Raw genomic sequence first — 24,680 nt, 5'->3', positions numbered from 1 at the left:
TAATGTTCATCAGGCCGTGCGGGAGACCGCACGGCCTTTTTCTATGATTGAGCGGAGACCCATTATGCTTGCAATCACCCCGATCTATGCGGCCCTGGTCGCAATTCTCTACGTCACACTCAGCGTCAAAGTGATCCTGCAACGACGCAGCGATAAGATCTCGGTCGGGGATGGTGGCAGCAAGCTGATGATCAAGGCGATACGGACACACTCGAACTGCGCCGAATACGCCCCGATTTCCCTGCTGCTGATTGCCATGGTTGAGCTTCAGGGCGCGGCCGGAATATTGGTCCATCTGCTGGGGCTGATGTTGCTGGCGGGGCGTCTTTTGCATGCGTACGGATTTGGGCGAACGCCGCAGATCGTCATCCTGCGGCAGGCCGGCATGAGCCTGACGTTCCTCGCCATTCTGGGGGCGGCTTTCGCAAACCTGATTCTGGCGCTTTAGGCCGTCTGGCGGGTGTTACCCTGCCAGAACGGTTGTTTCGATCTGCGGTGCACCCAGCAGAACCGGTGTGAACTGATCATGTTCATGCAGGTCCGGCTTCAGGATGGCAGCGCCGATCAGAATCATCGCGGCAAGTGTCACGATCTTCAGGTCTGCAACGGATATCATGACGGCACCTCCTGCCTGTGTTTTAATGATTTGCATTACGGGTTGAACGGATCACGGGCCGGATTCCGTCGAAAAGATTTTTCCCGCTTTTTGTGTTTTTCCGCTTGCAGCCCCGCGTGGGAATTTATACATCCCTCCTCACTCAACGGCGCGGGCGTAGCTCAGGGGTAGAGCATAACCTTGCCAAGGTTAGGGTCGGGCGTTCGAATCGCCTCGCCCGCTCCATTGAGAGGTCTTCGGACCACATGTGTATCTGATGCGGGCGTAGCTCAGGGGTAGAGCATAACCTTGCCAAGGTTAGGGTCGGGCGTTCGAATCGCCTCGCCCGCTCCAGATACCAAACCTTCCAAACATGCTGGTTCTTCTGCCCCGGTTGCGGCATTCTGAATGCAATTCGCAACACGGGATGTTCGCATGTCTGATTATGTTATCCGCCCCTTGTCCGCTGATGAGTTGCAGGAGGCTGTGGATTGGGCCGGGCGCGAGGGGTGGAATCCGGGTCGTCACGATGCCGAGTGCTTTCGTACAACTGATCCCGATGGGTTCTTAGGAGGTTTTCTGGATGGCGAATTGATCGCGTCTGTCTCGGCGGTGAACTACGACGATGATTTTGCCTTTTTGGGTTTCTACATCGTCAAGCCAGAATACAGACACCATGGCCACGGGCTTGAGATTGCGCAGCACGCGCTGGCCCACTGTGCCGGGCGCAACATGGGTCTGGATGGCGTGGTCGAGCAGCAGGACAACTACCGGAAATCCGGGTTCACCTTTGCCTATAACAACTACCGCTTTTCAGGGCGGGTTGCAGATATCCTAGGCGCGCTGGCACCGACCGCTGGTGTTGACGTGCTGAGCACCGTTTCAGATGCGTTAAGGGACTATGACCGTCAGCTTTTCCCAGCCCGGCGCGATGCGTTCCTGCATAGTTGGCTGAGCGCAAGCGGCCATGTGTCCCGCGTGTTTACCGAAGACGGGCAGATCAAAGGCTATGCCACGCTGCGCCCCTGTCGGACCGGATACAAGGTCGGGCCACTGTTTGCGGACCGCGCCGACATTGCCGAAGCACTGCTTGCAAGCGTATTAAAAGCTCTGCCCGAAGATCAAAGCGGGCAAGAGGTGTTCATCGACATGCCACAACCCAACAGTGCCGCCTTTGCACTGGCCGACAGGCTGGGCCTTGCGAAAGTGTTCGAAACGGCCCGGATGTATTCCGGCGATCAGCCGGATATCGACCTGAGCCGCATCTATGGCGTGACAACGTTTGAGTTGGGTTAAAACGCCTTGAACGTCATCGTCGTCAGCGAGCGTTCGATATTGGGAATCACCAGCAGGTGTTCGTTGATGAAATGGCCTACATCCTCGGTTTCGGGGATGTAGAGCTTGAGCATCAGATCAAACTCACCACTAGTGGAATAAAGCTCTGAGTGTATTTCGCGCAGCGCGATTTCCTCGGCGACCTTGTAGGTGGTGCCGGGTTTGCAGCGGATCTGGATGAATACGCAGGTGGACATGGCGTGGCCCTGTTGGTTCGTGTTGTCTGCAAGCTGACATGGTGCCGGGCCGGGTGCAATCCCTTGCAACAGTTTGCAGCGATTGCAACGCATGGTCTGGATCAACCGGCCCCACCCCGTCTATAAGCGCGCCTGTAGCAAAAGGAATTCGCCCATGCGCACCGCTTCGATCAGCCGCAAGACCGCCGAAACCGAAATTTCGGTCGAGGTCAATCTGGATGGCACCGGCACCTATGACAATCAGACCGGCGTCGGGTTCTTTGACCATATGCTGGACCAGCTGGCGCGCCACTCGTTGATTGATATGACAATCCGCGCCAAGGGTGACTATCACATCGACGATCACCACACGGTCGAGGATACCGGCATCGCCCTGGGTCAGGCTTTGACACAGGCCCTGGGCGACAAGAAGGGCATCCGGCGCTATGGCGAATGCCATCTACCGATGGATGACGCTCAGGTGCGCTGTGCGCTGGACCTGTCGGGCCGTCCGTTCCTGATGTGGACTGTCGATCTGCCGACGCAAAAGATCGGTACGTTCGACACGGAACTGGTGCGCGAGTTTTTTCAGGCGCTCAGCACCCATGGCGGCATTACCCTGCATATTGACCAGTTGCACGGCTTCAACAGCCACCACATCGCCGAGGCTGCGTTCAAGGCTGTCGCGCGCGCGTTGCGTGATGCGGTTGAGACCGATCCGCGCAAGGCGGATGCGATTCCGTCGACCAAGGGCGCGCTGTAAATGCTGACAGCCATCATCGACTATGAAAGCGGCAATCTGCATTCAGCGGAAAAGGCGTTTCAGCGCATGGCGCAAGAGGTCGGCGCTGGTGACGTTGTCGTCACCTCTGACGCGGATGTGGTTGCGCGTGCGGACCGACTGGTTCTGCCCGGAGATGGCGCTTTCCCGGCCTGTGCCGCCGAGCTGCGCGGCCATAAGGGTATTTATGACGCGATGGTCGAAGCGGTCGAACAGAAGGGCCGTCCGTTTCTGGGTATCTGTGTTGGTATGCAGCTGATGGCAACCAAAGGCCATGAATACACAGAGACCGATGGTCTGGGCTGGGTGGCAGGTGATGTTGTTCGGATCGAACCGTCAGATGCCGCGCTGAAAGTGCCGCATATGGGCTGGAACGATCTGGTTCTGGAAAGCGATCACCCGATCTTTGCCGGGGTGAAATCAGGCGATCACACCTATTTCGTCCATTCCTACCACTTCCGTGTAAGCAACCCGGCGCAGCGGTTGGCTTATGTGGAATATGGGCAGGACGTCACGGCCGTGATTGGCCGCGACACGATGGTTGGGATGCAGTTTCACCCCGAGAAAAGCCAGGATGTTGGCCTGCGCATGCTGGGCAACTTCCTGACCTGGAAGCCCTGAGGCTTACTGAACCCGCGTCCAGGTTTGCCCGCGACAGATCAGGCCGCCCGCCACGCATCCCTTGACGGTCAGCTTGTTCTGGCCGTCCAGTGACATCTTCGAGTTGTAGGTTTTGTCCCGGTCGGGGGCCCAGATTTTACCACTGTCATAGCTGCCGCCCCCTTCGGGAACCATGTCCCAGATGATCTTTTTGCCAAGGTTCTCATATTCCAGCTGCTGGTTGCCATCCGCGTCGAAAGCGCTGTCGATGGTGCCGCAGATCGCACTGCCGCATTCGGAAATCGTCACATGCAGATAGCCACCTGTATCGCCCGGCGCGGTTTTCCACAGGCCGTCAACCGGATCGTCCGCAAAAGCAGCCGTAGCAAGCAGCATCAGGCCCGCTGAAAGAGTAAAAGTTTTCATGATTTTCTCCCTGTTTTGAAGGCAGTCTGACCCGCCGGTGGGCGACGGGCAAGAATGACCCAGCGTCGCGTTGCATCCCCTGCCCTGCTTGTGCGATATCCCGCGCGTGTAACAGTGATATAGGGCCGCCCGACATGATCCTCTACCCCGCCATCGACCTCAAAGACGGCAATGCCGTACGCCTGCTGCGTGGTGAAATGGACAAGGCCACCGTGTTCAACGAAGACCCGGCCGCTCAGGCCCGTGCTTTTGTCGAGGCAGGGTGCGAATGGCTGCATCTGGTCGACCTGAACGGCGCATTCGCAGGCGAGCCGGTCAACGCAGCGCCGGTTGAGGCAATTCTGAAAGCGTGCAAGGTGCCTGCGCAACTGGGCGGCGGCATCCGTGACATGGCCACGATCGAAACCTGGATCGAGAAAGGGCTGGCGCGGGTCATTTTGGGCACTGTCGCTGTCGAAAACCCCGACCTTGTGCGCGAAGCAGCCAAAGCCTTTCCCGGCAAGGTCGCCGTCGGAATCGACGCACGCAACGGCATGGTGGCCACCAAGGGCTGGGCCGAAGAGACCGACGTTCAGGTCACCGATCTGGCCCGTAGTTTCGAAGACGCAGGCGTTGCGGCAATCATCTACACCGATATCAATCGCGACGGTGCCATGCAGGGCCCGAACATCGAAGCGACCGCTGCCCTGGCACAGGCCGTTTCCATCCCGGTGATCGCCTCAGGCGGTGTCAGTTCGCTGGACGACCTGATCGCCCTGCGCGATTGTGGCGTTGCGCTGAACGGCGCGATTTCGGGTCGGGCGCTTTATGATGGCGCGATTGACCTGGCCGAGGCCATCCGCGCCCTGTCGTGATCGGTTATTGCGCGGCTGCGGCGGTCAGCTTGGCCAGCGCACCGCGCATCTTTTCGATGACCGGTGATTTGTCGACATCGTTCAGGTCGTCCAATGTCTCTTTCGGGTCTTCATAGATCAGCCACACCTGGCCATTGGCGTCTTCGTAAGCCTGCACCTTGAGAGGCAGAAACAGCCCGGCACGCGGGTCGATCTGCATGGCTGGCGTACCCAGCGCAGGGTTGCCGAAAATCAGTACCTGATTGGCGGGAATGGGCGTGCCGATCTTTTCCGCCCCGGCCGCGTGGTCGATGCGGGCAAACACGGTTGCGCCTGCATTTCCGACGGCAGCTTCAAGCGCGTCCAGCGCCTCGGCCACGGATTTGTCGGTTTGAACCTTGATCAGATCATCTGCCATAGCGGTCAGCGCGCCTCCGAACGAAAAAACATAAGCCAGAATCAGTCTACGCATATCGATATTCCTTCTGTGAAATTCACCCCAATTCTCACAGATTTGAGACCGCTCACAATCACAAGTCTGGCATCGGCAAGGCTTTGCCGCTAGAGGTGCGCCCGTAAAGGATATCCTATGCTGAAAACCCGGATCATTCCCTGCCTTGATGTTGCTGATGGCCGTGTGGTCAAAGGCGTGAATTTCGTGGGCCTGCGCGATGCGGGCGACCCGGTGGAATCGGCCAAAGCCTATGATGCAGCCGGAGCGGACGAGATCTGCTTTCTCGACATTCACGCGACCCATGAGAATCGCGGCACCATGTTCGATGTGGTACAGCGCACGGCGGAACAGTGTTTCGTGCCGCTGACCGTGGGCGGTGGGGTGCGAACAAAAGACGATGTGCGCGCCTTGCTGCTGGCGGGGGCGGACAAGGTCAGCTTCAACTCGGCCGCGGTTGCCAACCCGGACGTGATTGCCGAAGCGGCAGATCAGTTCGGCAGTCAATGCATTGTCTGCGCCATCGACGCCAAGACCGTCAGCCCCGGCAAGTGGGAAATCTTTACCCATGGCGGGCGCAAACCCACCGGCATTGATGCGGTTGCCTTTGCAAGAGCCGTGGTCGCCAAGGGGGCCGGTGAAATCCTGCTGACCTCAATGGACCGCGACGGCACCAAATCCGGGTTCAACCTGCCGCTGACCCGCGCCATTTCCGACGCGGTAGATGTGCCCGTGATCGCCTCGGGCGGTGTTGGCACTCTGGACCATCTGGTCGAGGGCGTCACCAAGGGCGGCGCAAGCGCCGTATTGGCGGCATCGATTTTCCATTTCGGCGAATACACCATCCGCGAGGCCAAGGAACATATGGTCGCAGCTGGCATCCCCATGAGGTTGACATGAGCATCTTGCACGATCTGGCCGCCACGATCGAGGCACGCAAGGGGGCTGATCCCGACAGCAGCTGGACGGCCAAGCTACTTGCGAAAGGCCCTGAGAAATGCGCCGAGAAATTTGGTGAAGAGGCCATAGAGGCCATCATCGAAGCCGTAAAAGGGGATCAGGTTAAGCTGACCTCGGAAGCGGCGGACGTGTTGTATCACCTTCTGGTCATGCTGGCCGCGCGGGACGTGGCGCTGGATGATGTTCTGGCCGAGCTGGACCGCCGTCAGGGCACCAGTGGGATCGCCGAAAAGGCTGCCCGCCCCAAAGGGTAAGGCCCGGGTTCCGCACTGGCACCTGGACCGTTATACTCGGATGCCAGACTGTCAGGGCGAAGACGCGATATGATCCGAATTTTGATGCTTGTGGCAACCCTTGCCGTCGTCGCTGGCTGCGCCGCGCCGCCGCGCTCGACCGGGGACGAGGTGCAGCGGCTCGCCTCGGAGATTCAGGGCCTTGGCCCGGATATCGACCCAGAGGAGGCCCGACGCGCGGCGAGAATCGCTTACGCCTATACCGCCCAGCTGGTCGAGGAATACCAGATCACAGACCCGCCCCTGATCCATAATATGAAGGTCAACAAGGGGCTGCGCCCGCGTGGGCTGTGCTGGCATTGGGCGGAGGATATCGAGCGGCGGCTGAAACAGGAAAACTTCCGGACGCTGGATCTGCACCGTGCCATCGCAAACGCGGACAACCCGACGCGGATCGACCACAGCACCGCAATCATCAGCCGTAAAGGCGCGACGCTGTATGACGGTGTCGTACTGGACCCGTGGCGTTATGGCGGCGTGTTGTTCTGGTCTCCGCTGGTCGAGGATACCCGGTATGACTGGGTCCCGCGCGACGTGGTGCTGGAAAAGCGGCGGAAGGAACAGGTCGCCCGCTTGAAACCTTACGTCCCCGCCAAACCCTAAAGCTTGGACGAAATGATCCCGGTCGAAAATCCACCCATGCGCAATTCGCCAAACAGGCGCTGATATTCGATTTTGGGGCAGCGGTTCATCACCACATCGACCCCACGGGCCTTGGCCTTTGCCGCCGCTTCGGGGTGTTCCACGCCAATCTGCATCCAGATCGTACCGAGCGACGGAAACGCATCCAGCGCCTCGTCCACAATAGGTGGCACGGCCTCGGACCGCCGGAAAATGTCCACCATGTCCACAGGCTCGGAAATTTCTGACAGGCTGCCGCAAACCGTCTGACCAAACAGGTCTTTGCCCGCGTGGCCCGGATTGACGGGAATCACCTTGAACCCTTTCAGCGACAAATAGCGCGCCACGTAATAGCTGGGTCGCACCGGGTTCATGGAAACGCCGACAACGGCCACCGTCTTGGTGCGTTGCAAAATGGCCTTGAGGTACTGATCGGAATAATCTGGCATGCCCTATCCTTAACAGCGTTCCAAAAAGAAAAAAGCGCCCAAGAAAGCTTGGGCGCCAGTTGTTGGAACGAGGGACAGTGAAATGACCCGCGGCAGTTCCGTTCCGCGGTCACTGTGACATTTAAGCATGGATCTATTAAAAAAAAGAGGGGCAGCGCATTTTTGTGATGACTTTTCACAATTAGCTGAACTTTACCTATCTTCCGTAGAGAATTGCGGGCCAATTTTCTTCGGCCATCGCAATGTACCCTGTTTGATCCTGCTGCCAGATTTCCTCGACCTCGGGCGAATGCGTCAGGTAAAGACGCCCATCGACCACCTGCCACGCATTGGGATCTGTGCTTTTCAGCACGCCCATCGCCATCCCGTACGAGCAATAGCCGCCGAACTGCGGTGCAAAGGCGCGCGGATTGCCCTCGAAGAGCTCACGATTTGTCTGCGATTTGAAATGCCACCGGGCACCTTTCCACATGACCGCATTTTCGGGCACCCCTTTTGAGGGCGCATCGCTGCCAAAATATGACACGGGATCATACCCCGCCAACGCCACACCATCAGTGGCGTAATACACGGGTTTGTCCTGCGCAAATACGGCAGGGGCAAGCAGCACAGTGCTCAGCGAGCAAAGAAGAGTACGTCGGTTCAGCATCGTCACATTGGAATCTGCACATTCAAGACCATCAAGATGCAACTTTTCGCGCTTTTCGAAACCCCTGTTGACGCGGTTGTGAATGAGTGTCCGCCAATTGAAACTTAGTCAAAGACGTCTTCGATCACGTCCCATGCTTCGTCGAACACGCGCGCAAGCATGTTCTTTTTCCTCTTTTTGCGCTTTGTTTTCCGAGGGGCAGTATGAGACACAGCGGCGCGCACCGGTTCGGGTTTGAGTACTTTCCGCACGGGCAACATCTTCAGGTCGTGCAGCGGTGCCCCACAGCTGGAACAGCTAAGCTCGTGCCGTTCCTTGCCTTTCAGGATCAGGGCAGCCCGGGTGCCGCAATAACAGCAGGTCGCGATTTTGGCAGGACCGGGAATGACGCTCTCCTTTATTCAGGGTCGCGATGCATATAAGGCGATTGCCGCAGCATTTGAGACGTTCAGGGAACCAAATCCCCCGGCTGCGTCAATTTTAACCAACTGATCCACGGTTTCCTTTGTCTTCTGCCGCAATCCTGGACCTTCCGCACCCAGCACAAGCGCGACTGGGCGGTTCCGGCCAGTGCCCAAAGCGCCTTCGATTGTCACGTCGGCTTCTCCGTCCAGCCCAAGAACCAGAAAGCCCATGCCCTGAAGCTCGACAATCGCGTCCGAAAGGTTGCGCACCCGCAGATAGGGCTGCCGTTCAAGCGCGCCGCTGGCGGTTTTTGCCAGTGCTCCGGTCTCGGGCGCGGAATGGTGGCGTGTGCCAATCACAGCACTGGCCCCCAGAACTTCGGCCGAGCGCAGAATCGCCCCAACATTGTGCGGGTCGGTGACCCGGTCCAGCAGAATGACACGAGGGTTTTCACGACCGATGCAGTTATCGGCCAGACTACCCCATTCCAACGGCTTGACCTCTAGCGCTGCGCCCTGATGTACTGATCCGGCATCGATGGGGGCAGAAAACTTGCGCGGGTCGACTATCTCGGCCTCGATCCCAGCAAATTCAATAGCTTCCGCCAGTTTATCGCATGCATTCCGCGTCACCATCAGGTGTAGTTTTTGCCGTTTTGGGTTCATCAGCGCATCGCGAACCGCGTGCAGGCCAAACAGCCAGACGGTTTCTGCAGCGGCAGCTTTGCGCGCCTGTTCCTTTTCGACGACCCATTTGGGTTTCTTCATTTCAAGGGCCTCCGGGCCGGGAATTCGGTTTCCTGCGCCAAAGGGAAATTTTCCTGTTGACGCTCCTTTGGTGCGCTAGTAATCACGCCTCCACGTCAGGTGCAACGCCTGACAGTGGGCGACAGGCCGCAAGGTGTGGCAGGGGACTGTAACTCCCTCGCGGAGACGCACGCCTGGTTCGATTCCAGGGTCGCCCACCATCTTTCCAATGTATTTCGAAGATGGTCAGGACGTGTAGTCCGCACTGCTCTGTAATCTGGCAGCTGCGTTATTGCTTTTGGTCTGCCACCATTCTCAGATGCGACAGACCTGATCAGTTTTACAGATCTTAACCCGGGGCTAACGCGACTGGATCGTGGACGAAGGGTTCCGCGTGGTCTTCGCCACCGCATGTCATGACGTTCAGATCAACACGCCGGTCGATTGCCCACCTATTCCGCAGCCGGGCGCATCTGAGCTATGCGGTTGAACCAACGCACGATTTCGTCCAAGTCCGCAGGCAACTCCTCGGCCGCGCCTTCGGCGAAGGCGTTGAACTTTTCGGCGTTCAGCCCGTTCACGCCGACCAGCACCGGAATTTCCAGCGCCAGCGCTTCGCCGATCACCGGGCGAAACCCCCGCCCATCAGACTCATGTTTACCGAATTTGTTGATAATCAACAGGTCCGGCGCGTTCGCAAGCGAGGCGGTCACATACCCAACCGCCTGTTCCAGCGCTGCGGGGTCCAGACGGCAGCCACGGGACTGGGTGCCCAGTGATTGCGAGATACGGATGGTTTCGCCATTAGGCAGCACGCGCACGTCCATATCGCATTTGCTGCTGTCGGCGCATTCCGTGTTTGTTTGCACGACACCGGCCAGTTTCGCGCCGGACGCCAGCAGACGTTCAGCAACAGCACTGAGCAGGCGATCCGTCGCGCCGCGGTCGGTGGTGGTGACATAGGCCAGATGCATCTTGGACCTCTTGTAATTCGATTGTGACGTTTCAAATAGCACGCAAGGCGCTGCCCGACCACTCCCCCAGTCAAGGAAGCGGCGACAGACCAATCACAGGTGCGTGCAGGTGAAGAAGAACCGCATAAGCGGCCAGTGCGGTCAGCCAGACCCAGGGGCGTGGCCAGGGTCGCGGTGAGCGGAGTGAGAACCGCGACGTATTTCGGGACAACCGGACCCATTCAAAGCCCATCTCACGCGATTTACGCCTGTCGATCAGGTCCATGCCCATAACAGAAAATCCGGCAAACAGGCCGAACAGAATCACATGTGACAGGCTTCCATTGGTCAGAAGATGCGCCAAGGACCACAACAGAAGCGCGGCAAGGATCGGGTGGCGGGTGGTGCGCAGAATACCGGGGTGTTCGGGGTCAAAGGACCTATTGCCCATCCCTCCGAATGAAAACGGGTTCTGGATCGCAAGCCCGGTCACAGCCAGCCAGCACACCACGGGCATGATCAGTATCGGCAACCAGCGCAAGACTGCGAACGGCGGAATGACCTCGACATAGGGGGCGTTTGCAGCGGCAACAATCAGCCAGGCCAGCACGGCCAAAGACAGAAGTGAATAGGCCGCGAAATACCCCCGGCGGCCGAGCGTGCCGATCAGCCAGCCCCGCACGGTGGGCCGTACAGGAATTGCATGGCTGAGCAGGAAAACGATGAGTGCTGCAAGAAACAGGCCCCAACCGGTCATGATATTCTCCAAACGTGTTGGGGTCGGTCTAGACTGGGAGGACAGCGACTTCCTTGCCCGAAATCAAGTTGGGTCACAGGGGCGGACGCACCGTCCCTGCCCTGTATTACAGCCCAAGCGCCGCGCGGCGTTCTTCGGCAAAGCCCTGCACGATGCGGTCTGCGATCAGTGCCAGAATCGCCATCGCGGCCCCGGCAGATATGCCCAATCCTACATCCGCCTGACCCAGCGCCAGATAGATCGACTGGCCCAGACCAGTGGTCCCGATCAGTGCCGCGATGACCAGCATGGCGAAGGCGTAAAGGATGGTCTGGTTCAGCCCCAGAAGGATGGTCGGGGCCGCATAAGGCGCCCGCACATCGCGCATGATCTGCCACTCGGTCGCACCGCTTGAAATTGCGGCCTCCATCATCTCATCCGGTGTATTGACCAGCCCGTGCCGCGTGTAGCGGATCATCGGGACAATCGCATAGGCACAGATCGCCAGAAAGGCCGAGAACTCACCAATCTGGAACACCATCAGCACCGGGATCAGGAACACGAACAGGGGGATCGTCTGCAACATATCGCAGATCGGGCGAACCACGTTCCACACAGGCTGCCATACCGCGCTGGCAAGACCGATCAGCCCCCCTGCCAAAGCGCAGGTAAACACCGCTGCACCACTAAGATAGAGCGACAGCAGCGCCCTTTCCCACAGGCCCGAGACGAGGATGGTGCAGAGCAGCCCCACGCAGAGCGCGGCCAGACGCCAGCCCCCGGCGACCCAGCCCAGCGCGGCAGCGCCGGTCAGGACAAAGGGCCACGGCAGGTTCGCGATGCCGGTTTCCAGCATTCCGATCAAGATCAGAACGACCAGCCCGCCAGTCAGCCGCCCGCGCCACGCCATCAAAAGCGCAATTCCGGCACCGGCCGCGAACAGGCCATAGCTCATGCTCGACGTCCACTGGAAACCCCATGTGAAGGGCAGCACCGCCTGATCCAACCCGATCCGAAGCGGTAGCAGTACATAGAACAATGAGTTGTTCTTGAGGGCGTCCAGCCACTGGCCGTTGGCCTGCGTGAACGCGGTCAGGCCGCTGTCCACGACCTCGGCCATCGGGTCCAGCAGGGTCAATTCCGCAGGATTTGGCAACCACGCCCAGAAGGCGGCGGTGAAGACAACAGCAAAACCCAGCATCGCCCAGACAACGCGGCTGTCATAGCGTTTACGCTCGGTCGCCAAAGTACCGCTCATCCGGTCGATCACCACGGCAAAGACCACGATAACCAGACCCGCCATCAGCGATTCGCCGAACTGCGCCTTGCGCATGGTCAGCAGAACCTCCCAGCCGATATCGTTGAACCCACCGATGACGGCGGCGATGATAACCATCGACAATGCGGCCATCAGACATTGGTTCACACCGACCATAATCTGAGTGGTGGCGGCAGGGATTTCGACCTGGAACAGCTGCTGGAACCGAGTGCCGCCAGACATGATGGCCGCCTCTTTGATTTCGGGCTCTACCCGTTCCAATCCCAGCATGACATTGCGCGCCATTGGCGGTGCGGCATAGATGGCCGAAGCAATCAGACCAACAACAGGACCAAATCCAAACAGCAGCAGCAGCGGTGTCAGATAGGCAAAGGTTGGCACCGTCTGCATGATGTCCAGCACGGCCTGCACAAAGGATTTCACCTTTGGCACTTCGTTGGCGAGGATGCCGATGCCGCCCCCAATGACCAGCGCCACAGGGACAGACACGGCGACAAGCGCCAGCGTATTCATGCTTTCGGCCCAATAGCCCGAGGCCAAAACAAAGCTGAGGCCCAGAAAGCCAAGTGCGGCCATGGACAAGCCGCCCAGATACCAGCCCAACGCGGTCACGATCCCGATCAGAATGGGCCATGGCGTTTTGCCCAGCACGAAATTCGCCCAGTTCATTGGGTGGGTCATCAGGTCCGAAAACAGCCGCATTGCCGGTTTGATCAGGTTCAGAAACCAGTCCAGAAACGCGCCAACCCATTGGGTTGCAGGCAGTTCCCACGCGGCGGGCCACTTGACCAGCCACGGGGCGATACCCTCGAGCGCAAGGCAAACTGCACCGACGATAACAGTTATCAGGGCGGCCTTCGCACCTGCCGTCAACTGCGCACTGCGCCGTGTCGGGAGGTCGGTTATGGCGGTCATGTCTCGTCCACCTGAAGAGCTGCGGCCAGATCGGACGGATGCACCGTGCCAACGACATTGCCCGCCTCATCCCGCACGGGCACGGGTTCATACAGCTCCATGCAATGCGCAAGGGCTGCGTCCAGCGTCATCGAGGTGGTGAGGCCGGGATCATCGGGGCCACATTCCGCCTCGCTCCGCATGACCGAGGCGACCTTGGCGTGCTGACCTTTGGCGACATCCTTCGAGAATTCGCGCACGTAATCATCCACCGGGCGCAACACGATATCAGTGGGCGTTCCGATCTGAACAATCTTGCCGTCGCGCATGATGGCGATGCGGTCGGCCAGCTTCAGCGCCTCTTGAATGTCATGGGTGATGAAGACGATGGATTTCTTCAGCGTCGCCTGAATACGCAGGAATTCATCCTGCAACTGGCGGCGGATCAATGGGTCGAGGGCCGAGAACGGTTCATCCAGAAACCAGATATCGGGATTTACAGCGAGGCTGCGGGCAATGCCCACACGCTGACGCTGGCCACCTGAAAGCTGGCGCGGAAAGCTGTCTTCGCGCCCTTCCAGACCGACCAGGGAGATCACCTCCTGCGCGCGCGCCAGCCGTTCCTTCTTGCCCACACCCTGCACGCGCAGCGGATAGGCCACGTTTTCAGAAACGGTCATATGCGGGAACAGGCCGAAATGCTGGAACACCATGCCCAGTTTTTTGCGGCGCAACTCGGTCAGGGCCTTCTTCGAGGCTCCGATGACGTTTTCGCCATCCACCCGAATCTCGCCGCCCGTACCGGGCAGCAGCTGCGAGATGCAGCGGATCAGCGTGGATTTGCCCGAGCCCGACAGACCCATGATGACAAAAAGCTCGCCCTCCTGAACCTCGAAATTGGCATCCTGAACAGCGGGGATCAGCCCCTGTTCCCGAAGGGCGGCGGCAGCCTTGTCGGCGTCATTCCCTGACCGAGACAGCGCGTCGGTCAGGGCTTTGTCAGCGCCGGGGCCAAACACCTGCCAGAGATTCCGGCAGGCGATGGCTGGCATGGTCGTGTCCGTCACTTACGCGGGCTCACTGGGTTGCCGCGTCAACAACCGGACGCCACTTGCCTTCGTTTTCGGCCATCCAAGCGGCGACAACTTCTTCGACCTTTCCGCCGTCAACGTCGATCGCGCCCATCATCGGCTGCTGATCTTCAACCGCCAGCTGATAATTGGTCAGGATTTCAAAGGCTGCTGGCCATTTCTCTTCCATACCGCTCCAGCCGGCCTTGAAGATGCGCGAGGGCGAGAAGTCGCAGTCATTGACAGCGTTCGGGTTCGGGCCCCAGGCCGGATCACTGAAGCACGCTTCTTCACCGGCGGGCAGTTCGACGAACTGAACGTCATAGGCCGACATCGCCCAATGCGGCTGCCAGAAAGTGATCAGCAGCGGCGATTTGCGTTCGGTCGAGGCGCGCAATTCCGCGATCAGCGCCCCTTCGGACCCTGCTGGTACGGCTTTGAACGGCAATTCCAAACCGGTCATGCGATCGGCGCCCGGAGTACCCCAATCGGCCGGGTAGTCGACCAGACGACCACCGGGCAGAGTTTCCGCCGTCGCAAAGACCTGAGCGCAATCTTTCAGCGCTTCCCATGCGGGCAGGCCCGGGCACAGATCGGCCACATGCGCCGGGTATGCGATGCCTTCCTTGGCATCCAGACCCAGATCACCGATTTCAACCACAGTGCCTTCACCGATTTTCTTGGCGTATTCATCGGAAACGTTGGAAGACCAGATTTCCAGTGTCGCGTCGATGTCGCCATCGGCCAGCGCCTGGAACTGGTTCATCATGCCCGCGGTCACATATTCGACGTTGTACCCGGCAGCCTTGAGCATCTCTCCCGCCACATGCGTGGTGACATGCTGGCCGGTCCATTCGTTGATCGCCAATTTGATCGGTTCATCCACGGCACCCATATCCGCCGCCTGCGCTGCGCCTGCAACGCTCAGAGCCATTAGGCTTACACTTAGTTTTTTCATGGACTTAACTCCCTGTCATATTTGTTTTGCCCATCCCGGCAAGGATTCTCCCGCCGGTCTTTCTGTCTGATGACAATGCCATGCCGCAGCATGCACAAATTTGGCTGGAAAAGAACAGTGATCCGTTTCCAAATTGTGGAAAAGATCTTTCTGCCAGATTGTTCCCCCCTCCCGGCTCCCTTTACGCATCCAACCCGGCTTGCCTTGTTCCATTTCGCTAAGACGGGACGTTGACTGACGAGTCAATCAGAAAACATTTTGCCACCTTTTGTCGAGAACTTCTTTCGAAAATCCGCATTTTTCTGCGAATCCGGTTATTCGTTGGGCTGCCTCAAATCTGGACACGGTCAGATTTTTCATTGCCAAACAAGAACAAAAGATAAACATTTATAGTCGGGCAACATCAAGGTTAGACAGATGCGAACGTTTGACGAAATCTTTGAAATCGCAGCCGCGCGCCACGGCGGTCCAGAAGCACTGGGCGCAAAACTGAGCAAACCGAAAACCCCTGCGGAACTGGCAGCGATGCCCGAGGATCGCTGGCTGTCGGTCATCACGAAATGCATCTTTCAGGCTGGCTTCAACTGGAAAGTCATCGAAAACAAATGGGACGGGTTCGAATCAGCCTTTAACGGGTTCGACGTGGGGCGATGCGCGTTCATGGATGATGAGAAGTTTGACACCCTTTTGCAGGATACGCGCATCGTAAGGAATGGAACCAAGATCGCGGCTGTACGGGATAACGCTGCATTCTTGCTTGAACTGCGTGAGGAAGGCGGCGCGGGTAAAGTGTTAGGCGGCTGGCCATCTGATGACTACGTCAACCTTCTGGCAATGCTGGCAAAACGCGGGGCCCGACTGGGCGGCGCTTCGGCGCAGTACGCAATGCGGTTTGCCGGGCGGGACAGTTTCATTCTGTCTCAGGATGTCACCGCCCGGCTGATTGCTGAAGGTGTGATCGACAAGCCTGCCACCTCGAAGAAAGCGATGGAGGCGGTTCAGAACGCCTTTAATACATGGATGGGTCAGTCCGGGCGATCACTTACGGAAATCAGCCGGGTTCTGGCCATGTGTCTGTGAAAACGGTTTGCGGAATACCCGCAGCGGAATAAGATTCAACTTATGGTTCTGCGTGTATTCATTGCTTCACTTTTGTTGCTGGCCGCCTGCGGTCGTGAGTTGACTGAGCAGGAGCGCGATTTTGCGGAAACCATTCAAGGGGAAACCCTGGAACTGGATCACATCCGTCTGGTCGAAGGTGCCCCGGTTACCAACGTGACGTATTTCCGCGAAGAACGCCCGCGACTGGCCTGCCGCGAGCGCATTCTGCCCCCGGTGGACCCCGGGCCGGTGACGGGCAAACCTGCCGCCGTGGCCCTGTTCAACAAAGTCTACTTTGCCCGCGACTGGTATCTGGAGGACTATATGTCGGAATTTCCGGATCAGATGAACCTGCTGGCCGCGATGCTTTTGGCCCATGAGCTGACGCATGTCTGGCAATGGCAGAATCGCCGGACCACGGGTTACCACCCCCTGCGCGCTGCGGCGGAACATGGAGGCCGGAGGGATCCGTATCTGTTCGACCTCGAAACCTCTCCGGATTTTCTGACCTACGGGTTCGAACAGCAGGGCGCGATCGTCGAGGAATACGTGTGCTGTCGCGCATTGGCCCCCCAGGCCAAGCGTACCAAAAGACTGCACGACATGCTGGGCACCCATTTTGATCTGTCGCCCCTGCCGGAACAAGGGCGCGAGCGCCCGGTCCTGATCCCATGGAGCGAAGCCAGGATCGAAGGGATTTGCAGTTAGTTCCGTGCGCGCTGCACGGTTTCCAGATATGCCACCAGATCAACGATCGGCTGGCTGGTCAGGATCGGCTGACCTTCCGGTGTTTTCATGGATGTGTCCTGCCCGTCGAAATAAGGGCCATAGACCGGCATCGGGCTGCCATGGCTGACCAGCGGGTCCCTACCGTCGATGCGGGCGACAACGCGGGCGGTCGGGAACACCCCGCTTTCGCCGGACAATGCGGTCAGATCGGACGGCTGAACAACCAGCACGCTGGCCATCGGCCCCTGCCCGGTTGCGTCAATCCCGTGACAGGTCGCGCAGTAATGCAAATAGAGTTCCTCTCCGGTCGCGGCATCCTGCGCCCAAGCAGCTTGTGCGGCAGCAGCCGAAACCCCGAGAACCAGCATACCGATCGTTGCCTTGAACATCGTATCCTCCTGTCACGATTGACATTTGCAGGGTTGCCCGACAGGCATATGGACGCAATGATCCAGATCAACGAAATAGGTGCAGAGGGTTCGGGCAATGACACAATACGCAGCCATCATGCTGGCCGCCGGATTTGGAATTCCGATACTGGCCGCTCTTAACGCGGCCCTTGGCAAGGTCATCGGATCACCGACAACGGCAGCTGTGGTGCTGTTTGCAATTGCCCTGGCCGCCTCGGTGCTGACCATGCTGTTGTTTCCCGGTTTTGCAGCCTTGTCCAAGGTTGCGCAGGCCCCGAAACACCTGTTGTTCGCTGGCATCCTGATTGCATTCTATGTGTTGTCGATCACCCATGTCGCCCCACATTTCGGCGTTGGAAACGCCGTGTTCTTTGTTCTGTTGGGGCAATTGATCAGTGCGGCGGCAATCGATCACTTCGGCCTGTTCGGCGCGCAGGTGGCACCCCTCACCCTGATGCGGGCGGGTGGTATCGCCGTCATGGCCATCGGTGTTGCGATCACTCAACTGGCCTGAGCACGCCGCCCTCAAGCCGGACCATGCGGTCCATGCGCGCCGCCAGTTCGAGGTTGTGGGTTGCGATCAACGCCGACAATCCCTCGTCCCGCACCAGTGTCATCAGGGCATCGAACACCTGATCCGAAGTATCAGGGTCCAGATTGCCTGTCGGTTCGTCCGCCAGCAAAACACGCGGCGCGTTGGCAAGCGCCCGGCAAAAGGCCACGCGTTGCTGTTCCCCGCCCGACAGCGCCGCAGGGCGGTGACTGGCGCGCGGGGCGACGCCCACACGGTCCAGCAAATCCAATGCCCGTGCCTGAGCAGCTTTTTCGGACGCGCCATTGGCCAGTTGCGGCAATGTGATGTTTTCCAGTGCCGTAAACTCGGGCAGCAGGTGATGGAATTGGTATACGAACCCGATATCCTGCCGACGCAACGCCGTTCTGGTTCGGTCGCCCTTGCCGTTCACATTCTGCCCTCCGATTTCGACGGTTCCGTCGTCAGGCCGATCCAGCAGACCGGCAATGTGCAGAAGCGTCGATTTGCCTGCCCCTGACGGCGCAACCATGGCCACAGCTTCACCTGCGCGCAGTTCGAGGTCGACCCCACGCAGAACCTGCACCTCGCCCGGTGTGCCTTTGAGGTAGGTCTTGGTCAGACCGTTCAGACGCAAGGTGACTTCATTCATAGCGCAGCGCCTCGACCGGGTTCAGCCGCGCCGCGCGGCGGGCGGGGAAATAGGTGACGATGAAAGACAGGCCAAGCGACAGGCACGTCGCCTTGAGCACATCGCTCAGATGCAGTTCGGCCGGCAGAGCGTAGATGCCGCGGATCGACGGATCCCACACGCCACCGCCCATCACGTAGTTCACGAATGAGAAGATCGGATCAATGTAGATTGCAAAGAGGCATCCCAGGATGACCCCCATTGCAGTGCCGATCAGGCCGGTGAACGCACCGCAGATGAAAAAGACACGCAGAACCGATCCTTCGCTCAGGCCGATCGTGCGCAAGATACCGATATCGCGCCCCTTGTTCTTGACCAGCATGATCAGGCCCGAAACGATGTTCATCGCAGCAATCAGAACGAGGATCGACAGGATGATGAACATCACATTATCCTCAACCTCGAGCGCGCGCAGGAAGCCGCCGGATGCGTCCTGCCATGTCCAGATCTGACTGCGCTCGCCCGACGCCTCAAGAATGGGAATCAGGATCGGGCCAAGATCTTCGGGCTTGTCCACCATCACTTCGATCTCATCCGCCACACCTTCACGGTTGAAAAAGCCCTGCGCCTGCGAAAACGGCATGTAGACGCGGGTGCGGTCAATGTCATAGCGACCGGCCGAAAACACATAGACAACGCGATAGGCATTCACGCGCGGTGACGTGCCAAAGGCGGTTTTGACCCCGTTGGGCGAGGTCAGTTTGACCACATCCCCGACAGTGACCCCAATACTGCGGGCCACACCCGATCCAATGGCGATGACATCCTCACCTGTCTGGAAGTCCGACAGGTCCCCCGCCGCCTGTTCCGCCTGCGCGATACCCGGCAAGTCGAGCAGATCGTCTGGTCGGATGCCAAACACCTCGACCCCGCTGCTGCTGTCGCGGTTGGTGATCAGCACCTGCCCCTTCACCAGCGGCGCGGCACGTTCAACACCGGGCACCAGCGCAATGCGGTCAGTGCGTTCGTTGTAGTCGGCAATTGTCCGATCCACCCGGCCCTGCGCGTCAAATTCGCCCGAGGAATAGACTGTCACATGCGCATTGGCGCCCAGAATGGTGCCGACGAATTCAGACCGAAAACCCGAACGGACGGCCAGCGTTGCAATCAGCGCGAACACGGCAAGCGTGATCCCGATCAGAGAGATCCATGTCATCACGCTGACGCCGCCTTCGGCCCTGCGCGCGCGCAGATATCGCCAGGCGATTTTCCATTCAAAAGGGGCAAAGGGCGGGGGTGTCTTGGCCATGCCTGCTCCGGGTTTTCTTGTTTGCGGCGACCCTTTCGGCATTTCGCCCAATGGTCAAGCCGGTTGTCACCCTGAACCGGTTCCTCAGCCTGAATGAGCCGAATCGTTTCGGGACATGACCAAAATACATGTGCAAAACAGGTGTCTTTCAATTCGGGCGCTACACCATGAGTTGTGAAGCGCATCACAGACAGAAGGTGATTGTTTCAGGTATGACGTTAATCATCGCGCATCGTGAGCCACTGAATCGTAAAGGCAACAATAAGTGCGAAATTTTATTACTCTTTTTGATTATTTTCAGAAACTTTGCCACCCTGACCATGGGGGAACACATTTAAAGAGCGGGGGTCGCTCAATGAATTTACAAATTTCAACCAATACTGCGGGTGCAATTTCGACCCGTCAGGCTTCAACAGAATTGGATTGTGAAACCGCAGCCTTGCTGCGCGCGGCCATCCGGCCGATCTTTGTCACCGCGGCAAGCTGGGGCAATTTGGCAGACATCCTGAAAGACAAAGGATATCGTCTGGTTTTCCGGCAAGGCCGGTTGTGTATCACGGATCGGGCAACTGATGCGCGGATTTGCGGATTGCGCTTTCTGGATATCGAGTTTCGCGAACTGATCAGCCGCCTTGGCCGTCCGATTGTTGTGGCGACAGGTGACGGAGCCAACGGAGACGTCCTGGCCGAGCGCCCGACGTCGGATCAAAACTGAGAACCGACCGACTGACGCGGTCGGTATTCAGGTAGCTTGGGAAGGGCCGCCAGGTCTGAGCCTCCGGCACCCCATCCAGATCTCAGGGTGAGTTTCAACACCACCTCGCAGCAGCAACTGATGGTCGCTTATGCGATCCGCTGGTAAATCTCAGCAACTTTGGTAACGGCCGCCTCGGGGCTCAGTTCCTCGTTTTCGCCAGTGCGGCGACAGGTCAGTTCAACCACACCATTCTTCAGACCACGCGGGCCAACCGTGATGCGCCAGGGCAAACCGATCAGGTCCATCGTGGCGAATTTGCCGCCAGCACGTTCATTGCGGTCGTCATAGAGCGGTTCCAGACCCAAAGCCGTCAGCGCCGTGTAGATCTTGTCACAAGCTGCATCGGCTTCGTCATCGCCCTGCTTGAGGTTGACAATACCGCAATGGAACGGGGTCACGCCCTCGGGCCAGATGATGCCTTTATCGTCATGGCTGGCCTCGATGATGGCTCCTACAAGGCGGCTGACACCGATACCATGGCTGCCCATGTGAACCGGAACCGGTTTGCCATCCGGGCCTTGGACAGTTGCGCCCAAGGGATCGGAGTATTTGGTGCCAAAGTAGAAGATTTGGCCCACCTCAATGCCGCGCGCCACGCGGCGGCGTTCTTCGGGGATCTGGTTGAACAGAGCTTCATCGTGGGTTTCATCAGTGCGGGCGTATTTCGAAGTGAACTCTTCCAGAATGGCTTGACACTGTTCGCGGTTGTCATAATCGATTTCACGATCGCCAAAGGTCAGGTCGGTGACGGCGCTGTCATAGAAAACCTCGGATTCACCGGTATCGGCCAGAACCAGAAACTCATGCGTGTCATCGCCACCGATGGGGCCTGAATCGGCGCGCATCGGAATCGCCTGAAGTCCCATCCGTTCATAAGTGCGTAGATAGCTGACCAGATGGCGGTTATAGGCGTGCAGCGCATCTTCCTTGGTCAGGTCGAAGTTGTATCCGTCCTTCATATAGAACTCGCGCCCCCGCATCACGCCAAAACGCGGGCGGATTTCATCGCGGAACTTCCACTGGATCTGGTAGAGCGTCAGCGGCAGGTCCTTGTAGCTGCTGACGTGGCCGCGGAAAATATCGGTCACCAGTTCTTCGGCTGTGGGCGTGAACAGCATGTCGCGGTCATGACGGTCCTTCATCCGCAGCATCTCTTGACCGTAGTCATCATAGCGCCCGGATTCACGCCACAGATCCGCCGACTGGATTATAGGCATCTGAATCGCGATGTGACCGGCCCGCGCCTGTTCTTCGTGGACGATGTTTTCCAGCTTGCGCAGCACTTTGAAGCCCAGCGGCAACCAGGAATATATCCCGGCAGAGGCCTGCTTGATCATCCCTGCACGCAGCATCAGCCGGTGGCTGACGATCTGAGCCTCGGACGGGGTTTCCTTGAGAACGGGCAGAAAGTAACGGCTCAGGCGCATGGACGGACCTTCAAAGGTAAGAATTCGACTGGACAGGTGATTATGCCAAAGCCCCGCCGGGGGCAATCGCGCATTGGTGTTTTCCGACCTTGCGGCAGTCGGTTTTTTGATTGACCCGCCAATCGGGACTGCCATGGTAGCGGAAACGCAAATTCCATGAGGCGCCGATGCAGACCATTCAGGAACCCGCACGCCAAATCCCCGTCATTCATCAAACCGATGTTCTGGTCGTTGGTTCCGGCCCTGCCGGGTTGGCAGCAGCGCTTGCGGCGGCACGTGCGGGGGCCGAGGTATCTTTGGTTGATCGTTTCGGCTGCATGGGCGGCAATATCACTGCCGTCGGCGTCGAAGGATTTGCCTGGTACCGGCACGAGCAAACCGTCGAGGCAGGCGGCATCGGGATGGAGTTTGAAACCCGCGCCAAGGAGATGGGAGCCGCCGTTCCGGAAAGCCAGTCCCTGAGCTATGAGCTGGACAGCGAAGGCTTCAAACTGGTGGCCGACAAGCTGGTCGAAGAAGCGGGCGTGCATCCGATGTTGCATCGGCAATTCGTGTCCCCGATCCTGGAAGGCGACCGGATCACCGGTGTCATCACAGAATCCAAGGCCGGGCGCGAAGCGATTTTGGCCAAGGTCGTCATCGATGCCACCGGCGACGCGGATGTGGCCCATCGCGCGGGTGCGCCGACCCACAAAACTCCGCGCGAGGACATGATGGCGGCTTCGGTCATGTTTCATCTGGCGGGCGTCGACAAGCGAGCCTTTATGGAAGGTGTAAAAGCTGACCCGCAGACCTACAAGGACTGGGGCGGCGGGGGCGAGTGGAACATTGAGACCAGCGGTAAAGAGGACGACATGTTCTCACCCTTCCTGCACAAACCATTCCAACAAGCGATTGATGAGGGGCTGATCCCGCCGCACCTGAATACCATCGCCGGAACCTGGGGCGCGATGCATGACACGGGCGAGCTGACATACATGAACCTCATCCATCTGGCCGAGGTTGACGGCACCGATCCCGACAGCCTGACGCGCGGCGAGATTGAAGGCCGCCGCCAGACCATGCTGGCCATCGAGGCGCTGCGCCGGTTCATGCCCGGTTGCGAAAACGCGCGTTTGCGGAATTTCGGTATGACCATCGGCATCCGCGACACCCGCAAGATCGACGCGGTCTACAACATGACCGAAAACGATGCCCGCCATCAGGGCCGGTTCGAGGATACGATCGGCATCTATCCCGAGTTCATCGACGGCTATGGCATCCTGATCCTGCCAACTACGGGGCGGTATATGCAAATCCCCTATCGGTCGATGCTGCCCAAGGGCATCAAAGGTCTGCTGGTTGCAGGACGCTCACATGGCGCGGACCGGGTGGCGCATGCCGCAACGCGAAATATGGCCTGCTGCGCCGTCATGGGTCAGGGCGCGGGCATTGCCGCTGCGGTCTCACTGAAAAGCAATCAGGAGCTGGACCAGCTGAATCTGGCACCGGTTCGCGTTGAACTACAACGCCAGGGGGTGAGGATTCATTGATGGACAGTATCCCAACGATTGATATCGCGCCTTTGACTGCACCAGGAACCGCAGCCTATGACACAACGGTCCGGCACATCCTTGCGGCCTGTCAGGGGATCGGCTTTTTGTCGATCACCGGGACTGGCATATCCCAGCAAACCGTGGATCAGGTGCGTCAGATCACCCGACAGATCTTTGCCGTCGATGACGCACGAAAATGGGATCAGGCCATCACCCGCGCCAACTATCGCGGCTATATTCCCATGGGGTTTTTCACACCCAATGATGGATCGGGCAAGGCCGACAAATACGAAGGCTACAAACTGCATCACGAGGTTGCGGCTGACGACCCGTTGCGTGAGGTTTGCGCGTTATACGGGCCAAACATCTGGCCTGACGACGTACCCGGTGCGAAAGAGGTCATTCTGGGTTACTGGCGGCAATTGGATCGCGTCACCGATCTGTTGCTGGGCGCGTTAGAGGCAGGGCTGGATCTGAAATCCGACGCGCTGCGCAGTGCATTCCGGGCCCCGGTGACCAACATGACCCTGCTGCATTACCCGCCTCAGGCCGAGGATGAGGCGGGCTATGGCATCCATCCGCACAAGGATACCGACGCCTTGACCATCATTGCCCCCGATCCGGTGGGCGGGCTTGAGGTGCAGACCCGCAGCGGCGGCTGGATCACGCCCGACTGCCCGCCCGGTGGTTTCGTGGTGAATATCGGTGACATGCTGGAGCTGTGGTCGGGCGGGCGGTTGAAATCCACGCCGCATCGGGTTGTGAACCGATCGGGGCGGGAACGGTATTCTTTTCCCTATTTCGCGGTGCCCCGTCACGACATCGTCGTCGCGCCTTTGCTGCCGCCCCTGCCCGGCTTTGACCGTCCGGCGGTTCATTGTGGTCACTGGTCGGCCGAGATTTGGCGCACGAACTGGCCCGATGAGACCGCCACCGAAGACACACCTGAATTGGGAACCTTGCGCGGCTGACCCCTGCAAACCCAAGCGCCATGAACCGCTTGCATCATGGGCTTTGATGCGCCAAGAACACCTGCAAG

General features: G+C 58.8%; 31 protein-coding genes and 3 tRNA genes. 17 read left to right on the top strand and 17 right to left on the bottom strand.

Annotated elements, in window-relative coordinates; all coding sequences use genetic code 11:
* Nucleotides 1–64 precede the first annotated feature (64 nt).
* Complete coding sequence (locus ACR0BK_RS06130; RefSeq protein WP_480475909.1) at nt 65–448, top strand: MAPEG family protein; 384 nt, start codon at nt 65–67, stop codon at nt 446–448.
* A gap of 15 nt (nt 449–463) precedes the next feature.
* Here the strand turns inward: ACR0BK_RS06130 and ACR0BK_RS06125 are convergent, their stop codons facing one another.
* Entirely contained in the window at nt 464–616 is a 153-nt protein-coding gene (locus tag ACR0BK_RS06125) for a hypothetical protein (RefSeq protein WP_480475907.1), read from the bottom strand.
* 150 nt (nt 617–766) lie between these two features.
* Between ACR0BK_RS06125 and ACR0BK_RS06120 the strand changes: the two genes are divergently transcribed.
* The 3 genes from ACR0BK_RS06120 to ACR0BK_RS06110 all read left to right on the top strand — a co-directional run bounded on the left by ACR0BK_RS06120 (nt 767) and on the right by ACR0BK_RS06110 (nt 1,891).
* Nucleotides 767–841 (top strand) — tRNA-Gly (locus ACR0BK_RS06120).
* Nucleotides 842–874: 33 nt separating this feature from the next.
* Nucleotides 875–949: transfer RNA gene (locus tag ACR0BK_RS06115), tRNA-Gly, on the top strand.
* A gap of 81 nt (nt 950–1,030) precedes the next feature.
* Nucleotides 1,031–1,891, top strand: a complete 861-nt coding sequence (locus ACR0BK_RS06110; RefSeq protein WP_480554067.1) for a GNAT family N-acetyltransferase — start codon at nt 1,031–1,033, stop codon at nt 1,889–1,891.
* On the opposite strand, the gene ACR0BK_RS06105 is transcribed toward ACR0BK_RS06110, so the two are convergent.
* On the bottom strand, nt 1,888–2,127 hold the full coding sequence (locus ACR0BK_RS06105; RefSeq protein ID WP_480482339.1) for an Lrp/AsnC family transcriptional regulator: 240 nt from the start codon (nt 2,125–2,127) through the stop codon (nt 1,888–1,890). The two genes, ACR0BK_RS06110 and ACR0BK_RS06105, sit on opposite strands and share 4 nt — an antisense overlap.
* A gap of 154 nt (nt 2,128–2,281) precedes the next feature.
* On the opposite strand from ACR0BK_RS06105, the gene hisB reads away from it, so the two are divergent.
* Nucleotides 2,282–2,869, top strand: coding sequence for an imidazoleglycerol-phosphate dehydratase HisB (hisB, locus tag ACR0BK_RS06100; RefSeq protein ID WP_480554066.1), 588 nt, complete (start codon nt 2,282–2,284; stop codon nt 2,867–2,869).
* Entirely contained in the window at nt 2,870–3,508 is a 639-nt protein-coding gene (hisH, locus tag ACR0BK_RS06095; RefSeq protein WP_480493787.1) for an imidazole glycerol phosphate synthase subunit HisH, read from the top strand.
* 3 nt (nt 3,509–3,511) lie between these two features.
* On the opposite strand, the gene ACR0BK_RS06090 is transcribed toward hisH, so the two are convergent.
* Nucleotides 3,512–3,913, bottom strand: a complete 402-nt coding sequence (locus tag ACR0BK_RS06090; protein WP_209504550.1) for a DUF2147 domain-containing protein — start codon at nt 3,911–3,913, stop codon at nt 3,512–3,514.
* Between the two features lie 134 nt (nt 3,914–4,047).
* On the opposite strand from ACR0BK_RS06090, the gene hisA reads away from it, so the two are divergent.
* Nucleotides 4,048–4,767 (top strand): 1-(5-phosphoribosyl)-5-[(5-phosphoribosylamino)methylideneamino]imidazole-4-carboxamide isomerase, encoded by a 720-nt coding sequence (gene hisA, locus ACR0BK_RS06085; protein ID WP_480493786.1) that lies wholly within the window; start codon nt 4,048–4,050, stop codon nt 4,765–4,767.
* Between the two features lie 4 nt (nt 4,768–4,771).
* Here hisA and ACR0BK_RS06080 read toward each other — a convergent pair whose 3' ends face one another.
* Complete coding sequence (locus tag ACR0BK_RS06080; RefSeq protein ID WP_480493785.1) at nt 4,772–5,218, bottom strand: DUF302 domain-containing protein; 447 nt, start codon at nt 5,216–5,218, stop codon at nt 4,772–4,774.
* 117 nt (nt 5,219–5,335) lie between these two features.
* On the opposite strand from ACR0BK_RS06080, the gene hisF reads away from it, so the two are divergent.
* From hisF to ACR0BK_RS06065, 3 genes are all read left to right on the top strand, one after another.
* A complete protein-coding gene (gene hisF / locus ACR0BK_RS06075) occupies nt 5,336–6,097 on the top strand; it encodes an imidazole glycerol phosphate synthase subunit HisF (protein ID WP_480476924.1) in 762 nt (253 codons plus the stop codon).
* Complete coding sequence (locus ACR0BK_RS06070) at nt 6,094–6,411, top strand: phosphoribosyl-ATP diphosphatase (protein WP_480475891.1); 318 nt, start codon at nt 6,094–6,096, stop codon at nt 6,409–6,411. The genes hisF and ACR0BK_RS06070 overlap by 4 nt, the downstream gene beginning before the upstream one ends.
* Nucleotides 6,412–6,480: 69 nt before the next feature.
* Complete coding sequence (locus ACR0BK_RS06065; RefSeq protein WP_480554065.1) at nt 6,481–7,053, top strand: hypothetical protein; 573 nt, start codon at nt 6,481–6,483, stop codon at nt 7,051–7,053.
* On the opposite strand, the gene ACR0BK_RS06060 is transcribed toward ACR0BK_RS06065, so the two are convergent.
* The 4 genes from ACR0BK_RS06060 to rlmB form a co-directional block, all read right to left on the bottom strand.
* Nucleotides 7,050–7,520, bottom strand: a complete 471-nt coding sequence (locus ACR0BK_RS06060; protein WP_480554064.1) for a CoA-binding protein — start codon at nt 7,518–7,520, stop codon at nt 7,050–7,052. The two genes, ACR0BK_RS06065 and ACR0BK_RS06060, sit on opposite strands and share 4 nt — an antisense overlap.
* Before the next feature lie 196 nt (nt 7,521–7,716).
* Nucleotides 7,717–8,169 (bottom strand): YHS domain-containing (seleno)protein, encoded by a 453-nt coding sequence (locus ACR0BK_RS06055; RefSeq protein WP_480475885.1) that lies wholly within the window; start codon nt 8,167–8,169, stop codon nt 7,717–7,719.
* 104 nt (nt 8,170–8,273) lie between these two features.
* Complete coding sequence (locus ACR0BK_RS06050) at nt 8,274–8,555, bottom strand: hypothetical protein (protein WP_480554144.1); 282 nt, start codon at nt 8,553–8,555, stop codon at nt 8,274–8,276.
* Between the two features lie 15 nt (nt 8,556–8,570).
* Nucleotides 8,571–9,341 carry a 23S rRNA (guanosine(2251)-2'-O)-methyltransferase RlmB gene (gene rlmB, locus ACR0BK_RS06045; protein WP_480516251.1) on the bottom strand — a complete coding sequence of 257 codons (771 nt, stop codon included), beginning with the start codon at nt 9,339–9,341 and terminating at the stop codon, nt 8,571–8,573.
* A 116-nt stretch (nt 9,342–9,457) separates the two neighbouring features.
* On the opposite strand from rlmB, the gene ACR0BK_RS06040 reads away from it, so the two are divergent.
* Nucleotides 9,458–9,541, top strand: a tRNA-Tyr gene (locus tag ACR0BK_RS06040).
* A 231-nt stretch (nt 9,542–9,772) separates the two neighbouring features.
* Here the strand turns inward: ACR0BK_RS06040 and ACR0BK_RS06035 are convergent.
* The 5 genes from ACR0BK_RS06035 to ACR0BK_RS06015 all read right to left on the bottom strand — a co-directional run bounded on the left by ACR0BK_RS06035 (nt 9,773) and on the right by ACR0BK_RS06015 (nt 15,210).
* On the bottom strand, nt 9,773–10,294 hold the full coding sequence (locus ACR0BK_RS06035) for a DUF2478 domain-containing protein (protein WP_480493779.1): 522 nt from the start codon (nt 10,292–10,294) through the stop codon (nt 9,773–9,775).
* 70 nt (nt 10,295–10,364) lie between these two features.
* The gene (locus ACR0BK_RS06030; RefSeq protein WP_480554063.1) at nt 10,365–11,030 is read right to left on the bottom strand and encodes an NnrU family protein; all 666 of its coding nucleotides are present in this window, start codon (nt 11,028–11,030) and stop codon (nt 10,365–10,367) included.
* A 106-nt stretch (nt 11,031–11,136) separates the two neighbouring features.
* Nucleotides 11,137–13,203: an ABC transporter permease gene (locus ACR0BK_RS06025; protein WP_480554062.1), complete on the bottom strand. Its 2,067-nt coding sequence runs from the start codon at nt 13,201–13,203 to the stop codon at nt 11,137–11,139.
* Nucleotides 13,200–14,249, bottom strand: a complete 1,050-nt coding sequence (locus tag ACR0BK_RS06020; protein WP_480475875.1) for a quaternary amine ABC transporter ATP-binding protein — start codon at nt 14,247–14,249, stop codon at nt 13,200–13,202. Before ACR0BK_RS06020 ends, ACR0BK_RS06025 begins: the two co-directional genes overlap by 4 nt.
* A gap of 10 nt (nt 14,250–14,259) precedes the next feature.
* Nucleotides 14,260–15,210, bottom strand: coding sequence for an ABC transporter substrate-binding protein (locus tag ACR0BK_RS06015; protein WP_209504562.1), 951 nt, complete (start codon nt 15,208–15,210; stop codon nt 14,260–14,262).
* Nucleotides 15,211–15,627: 417 nt separating this feature from the next.
* Between ACR0BK_RS06015 and ACR0BK_RS06010 the strand changes: the two genes are divergently transcribed.
* Together ACR0BK_RS06010 and ACR0BK_RS06005 are read left to right on the top strand one after the other, a co-directional pair.
* A complete protein-coding gene (locus ACR0BK_RS06010) occupies nt 15,628–16,290 on the top strand; it encodes a DNA-3-methyladenine glycosylase I (protein ID WP_480554061.1) in 663 nt (220 codons plus the stop codon).
* 42 nt (nt 16,291–16,332) lie between these two features.
* Nucleotides 16,333–17,019, top strand: coding sequence for a hypothetical protein (locus ACR0BK_RS06005; RefSeq protein WP_480554060.1), 687 nt, complete (start codon nt 16,333–16,335; stop codon nt 17,017–17,019).
* Here the strand turns inward: ACR0BK_RS06005 and ACR0BK_RS06000 are convergent.
* Nucleotides 17,016–17,429 carry a c-type cytochrome gene (locus ACR0BK_RS06000; protein ID WP_480475867.1) on the bottom strand — a complete coding sequence of 138 codons (414 nt, stop codon included), beginning with the start codon at nt 17,427–17,429 and terminating at the stop codon, nt 17,016–17,018. The genes ACR0BK_RS06005 and ACR0BK_RS06000 overlap by 4 nt on opposite strands.
* A 97-nt stretch (nt 17,430–17,526) precedes the next feature.
* Here ACR0BK_RS06000 and ACR0BK_RS05995 point away from each other — a divergent pair, with 97 nt between their 5' ends.
* Nucleotides 17,527–17,964: a DMT family transporter gene (locus ACR0BK_RS05995; RefSeq protein WP_267366019.1), complete on the top strand. Its 438-nt coding sequence runs from the start codon at nt 17,527–17,529 to the stop codon at nt 17,962–17,964.
* Here ACR0BK_RS05995 and ACR0BK_RS05990 read toward each other — a convergent pair.
* Together ACR0BK_RS05990 and ACR0BK_RS05985 are read right to left on the bottom strand one after the other, a co-directional pair.
* Nucleotides 17,948–18,634, bottom strand: a complete 687-nt coding sequence (locus ACR0BK_RS05990) for an ABC transporter ATP-binding protein (RefSeq protein WP_480516242.1) — start codon at nt 18,632–18,634, stop codon at nt 17,948–17,950. The two genes, ACR0BK_RS05995 and ACR0BK_RS05990, sit on opposite strands and share 17 nt — an antisense overlap.
* Nucleotides 18,627–19,922: a lipoprotein-releasing ABC transporter permease subunit gene (locus ACR0BK_RS05985; RefSeq protein WP_480554059.1), complete on the bottom strand. Its 1,296-nt coding sequence runs from the start codon at nt 19,920–19,922 to the stop codon at nt 18,627–18,629. The genes ACR0BK_RS05990 and ACR0BK_RS05985 overlap by 8 nt, the downstream gene beginning before the upstream one ends.
* Nucleotides 19,923–20,277: 355 nt before the next feature.
* On the opposite strand from ACR0BK_RS05985, the gene ACR0BK_RS05980 reads away from it, so the two are divergent.
* On the top strand, nt 20,278–20,637 hold the full coding sequence (locus ACR0BK_RS05980) for a hypothetical protein (RefSeq protein ID WP_480554058.1): 360 nt from the start codon (nt 20,278–20,280) through the stop codon (nt 20,635–20,637).
* A gap of 128 nt (nt 20,638–20,765) precedes the next feature.
* Here ACR0BK_RS05980 and proS read toward each other — a convergent pair whose 3' ends face one another.
* On the bottom strand, nt 20,766–22,106 hold the full coding sequence (gene proS, locus ACR0BK_RS05975) for a proline--tRNA ligase (RefSeq protein WP_480554143.1): 1,341 nt from the start codon (nt 22,104–22,106) through the stop codon (nt 20,766–20,768).
* A gap of 167 nt (nt 22,107–22,273) precedes the next feature.
* On the opposite strand from proS, the gene ACR0BK_RS05970 reads away from it, so the two are divergent.
* Both ACR0BK_RS05970 and ACR0BK_RS05965 read left to right on the top strand, forming a co-directional pair.
* Nucleotides 22,274–23,638 carry an FAD-dependent oxidoreductase gene (locus tag ACR0BK_RS05970; RefSeq protein ID WP_480554057.1) on the top strand — a complete coding sequence of 455 codons (1,365 nt, stop codon included), beginning with the start codon at nt 22,274–22,276 and terminating at the stop codon, nt 23,636–23,638.
* Entirely contained in the window at nt 23,638–24,612 is a 975-nt protein-coding gene (locus tag ACR0BK_RS05965; protein ID WP_480554056.1) for an isopenicillin N synthase family dioxygenase, read from the top strand. The genes ACR0BK_RS05970 and ACR0BK_RS05965 overlap by 1 nt, the downstream gene beginning before the upstream one ends.
* The last annotated feature ends 68 nt before the right edge of the window (nt 24,613–24,680 follow it).

The organism is Ruegeria sp. AF1, from assembly GCF_056542125.1.
The sequence above is the reverse complement of the archived record's forward strand: the minus strand, read 5'-3'. Positions and strand labels throughout refer to the sequence as shown.

Excerpts from the sequence above, each read along its gene's own strand:
- ACR0BK_RS06130 (WP_480475909.1), top strand. The coding sequence starts at position 65 with ATGCTTGCAATCACCCCGATCTATGCGGCCCTGGTCGCAATTCTCTAC.
- ACR0BK_RS06125 (WP_480475907.1), bottom strand. The coding sequence starts at position 616 with ATGATATCCGTTGCAGACCTGAAGATCGTGACACTTGCCGCGATGATT.
- ACR0BK_RS06110 (WP_480554067.1), top strand. The coding sequence starts at position 1,031 with ATGTCTGATTATGTTATCCGCCCCTTGTCCGCTGATGAGTTGCAGGAG.
- ACR0BK_RS06105 (WP_480482339.1), bottom strand. The coding sequence starts at position 2,127 with ATGTCCACCTGCGTATTCATCCAGATCCGCTGCAAACCCGGCACCACC.
- hisB (WP_480554066.1), top strand. The coding sequence starts at position 2,282 with ATGCGCACCGCTTCGATCAGCCGCAAGACCGCCGAAACCGAAATTTCG.
- hisH (WP_480493787.1), top strand. The coding sequence starts at position 2,870 with ATGCTGACAGCCATCATCGACTATGAAAGCGGCAATCTGCATTCAGCG.
- ACR0BK_RS06090 (WP_209504550.1), bottom strand. The coding sequence starts at position 3,913 with ATGAAAACTTTTACTCTTTCAGCGGGCCTGATGCTGCTTGCTACGGCT.
- hisA (WP_480493786.1), top strand. The coding sequence starts at position 4,048 with ATGATCCTCTACCCCGCCATCGACCTCAAAGACGGCAATGCCGTACGC.
- ACR0BK_RS06080 (WP_480493785.1), bottom strand. The coding sequence starts at position 5,218 with ATGCGTAGACTGATTCTGGCTTATGTTTTTTCGTTCGGAGGCGCGCTG.
- hisF (WP_480476924.1), top strand. The coding sequence starts at position 5,336 with ATGCTGAAAACCCGGATCATTCCCTGCCTTGATGTTGCTGATGGCCGT.
- ACR0BK_RS06070 (WP_480475891.1), top strand. The coding sequence starts at position 6,094 with ATGAGCATCTTGCACGATCTGGCCGCCACGATCGAGGCACGCAAGGGG.
- ACR0BK_RS06065 (WP_480554065.1), top strand. The coding sequence starts at position 6,481 with ATGATCCGAATTTTGATGCTTGTGGCAACCCTTGCCGTCGTCGCTGGC.
- ACR0BK_RS06060 (WP_480554064.1), bottom strand. The coding sequence starts at position 7,520 with ATGCCAGATTATTCCGATCAGTACCTCAAGGCCATTTTGCAACGCACC.
- ACR0BK_RS06055 (WP_480475885.1), bottom strand. The coding sequence starts at position 8,169 with ATGCTGAACCGACGTACTCTTCTTTGCTCGCTGAGCACTGTGCTGCTT.
- rlmB (WP_480516251.1), bottom strand. The coding sequence starts at position 9,341 with ATGAAGAAACCCAAATGGGTCGTCGAAAAGGAACAGGCGCGCAAAGCT.
- ACR0BK_RS06035 (WP_480493779.1), bottom strand. The coding sequence starts at position 10,294 with ATGCATCTGGCCTATGTCACCACCACCGACCGCGGCGCGACGGATCGC.
- ACR0BK_RS06030 (WP_480554063.1), bottom strand. The coding sequence starts at position 11,030 with ATGACCGGTTGGGGCCTGTTTCTTGCAGCACTCATCGTTTTCCTGCTC.
- ACR0BK_RS06025 (WP_480554062.1), bottom strand. The coding sequence starts at position 13,203 with ATGACCGCCATAACCGACCTCCCGACACGGCGCAGTGCGCAGTTGACG.
- ACR0BK_RS06015 (WP_209504562.1), bottom strand. The coding sequence starts at position 15,210 with ATGAAAAAACTAAGTGTAAGCCTAATGGCTCTGAGCGTTGCAGGCGCA.
- ACR0BK_RS06010 (WP_480554061.1), top strand. The coding sequence starts at position 15,628 with ATGCGAACGTTTGACGAAATCTTTGAAATCGCAGCCGCGCGCCACGGC.
- ACR0BK_RS06005 (WP_480554060.1), top strand. The coding sequence starts at position 16,333 with ATGGTTCTGCGTGTATTCATTGCTTCACTTTTGTTGCTGGCCGCCTGC.
- ACR0BK_RS06000 (WP_480475867.1), bottom strand. The coding sequence starts at position 17,429 with ATGTTCAAGGCAACGATCGGTATGCTGGTTCTCGGGGTTTCGGCTGCT.
- ACR0BK_RS05995 (WP_267366019.1), top strand. The coding sequence starts at position 17,527 with ATGACACAATACGCAGCCATCATGCTGGCCGCCGGATTTGGAATTCCG.
- ACR0BK_RS05990 (WP_480516242.1), bottom strand. The coding sequence starts at position 18,634 with ATGAATGAAGTCACCTTGCGTCTGAACGGTCTGACCAAGACCTACCTC.
- ACR0BK_RS05985 (WP_480554059.1), bottom strand. The coding sequence starts at position 19,922 with ATGGCCAAGACACCCCCGCCCTTTGCCCCTTTTGAATGGAAAATCGCC.
- ACR0BK_RS05980 (WP_480554058.1), top strand. The coding sequence starts at position 20,278 with ATGAATTTACAAATTTCAACCAATACTGCGGGTGCAATTTCGACCCGT.
- proS (WP_480554143.1), bottom strand. The coding sequence starts at position 22,106 with ATGCGCCTGAGCCGTTACTTTCTGCCCGTTCTCAAGGAAACCCCGTCC.
- ACR0BK_RS05970 (WP_480554057.1), top strand. The coding sequence starts at position 22,274 with ATGCAGACCATTCAGGAACCCGCACGCCAAATCCCCGTCATTCATCAA.
- ACR0BK_RS05965 (WP_480554056.1), top strand. The coding sequence starts at position 23,638 with ATGGACAGTATCCCAACGATTGATATCGCGCCTTTGACTGCACCAGGA.